Source organism: Natrinema pallidum DSM 3751 (assembly GCF_000337615.1).
Lineage (GTDB): Archaea > Halobacteriota > Halobacteria > Halobacteriales > Natrialbaceae > Natrinema > Natrinema pallidum.
Genome location: NZ_AOII01000096.1, coordinates 1 through 740 on the forward strand (window position 1 = coordinate 1; position 740 = coordinate 740).

Here is a 740-nt window from a genome sequence, read left to right on the forward strand (position 1 = left end):
CCTCGCCGACGGAGTTACTGCCGACACGGAGTCACCGCTGGTCGTCGCGCCGGCGCTGGATGGTCTCTATCGCAATCCAGACGGGAATCTCTCGACGAAGCAGGCGTCCACCCTTCCCGTTCGGGCTGTCGCCAAACTCGCGGGCGTTGCGCGTCGCAACGACGTCCCAGTGGTGCTCACACGAACGCGAGACGACGAGTTCAGCGCGCCCATCGCCACGGCTGCCGACGCCGTGATCGAGGTCACCGACACTCAATACGGACCACGGTTTACGAGCGACGAGTTCGAGACGCTCGTCTACCCCGTCGGGAACGGGATGGTGCAAACGACGCTCGCCTTCTGGGAGCGCGTTCTGGAAGCCCGCCAGCCCGTTCACGCCGTCAGCCTCGACGACTCCGAGGCGACTACTGGGGTGGCATATGGGACGAACTAATCCGACGTTCCGAAACGTGCTTCGCGGACTCGAAGACGAGTGGCAGGAGTATCGCCGCGCACTCCGGCATCAGGACCAGGAACACTTCGACCAATTGCTGACGTACGCCCGCGACCACGCCGACGCCGGCGGCCAACTCAACCATGTCGAGCCGATGTATCCGGTGCTGTTCTCCATCGCACTCGAACAGGAGATCCGCCTCGCTGCGTTGGAGGAGCACGTCCGTGCCCTCGAAACCGAGACTGAAGACACGGACTCAGACTCGGCATAACGATGCCGTACAAGATCGATTACCTCGACGGGGAGG

At 63.4% G+C, this 740-nt stretch carries 1 protein-coding gene and 1 pseudogene; both read left to right on the forward strand.

Annotated elements, in window-relative coordinates:
* A pseudogene (locus tag C487_RS20705) lies at positions 1-433 on the forward strand (hypothetical protein); the annotation flags it as partial.
* Positions 420-704: a hypothetical protein gene (locus C487_RS16730; protein ID WP_006187012.1), complete on the forward strand. Its 285-nt coding sequence runs from the start codon at positions 420-422 to the stop codon at positions 702-704. The pseudogene C487_RS20705 and the gene C487_RS16730, both read left to right, overlap by 14 nt.
* Positions 705-740 lie beyond the last annotated feature (36 nt).

Excerpts from the sequence above, each read along its gene's own strand:
- C487_RS16730 (WP_006187012.1), top strand. The coding sequence starts at position 420 with ATGGGACGAACTAATCCGACGTTCCGAAACGTGCTTCGCGGACTCGAA.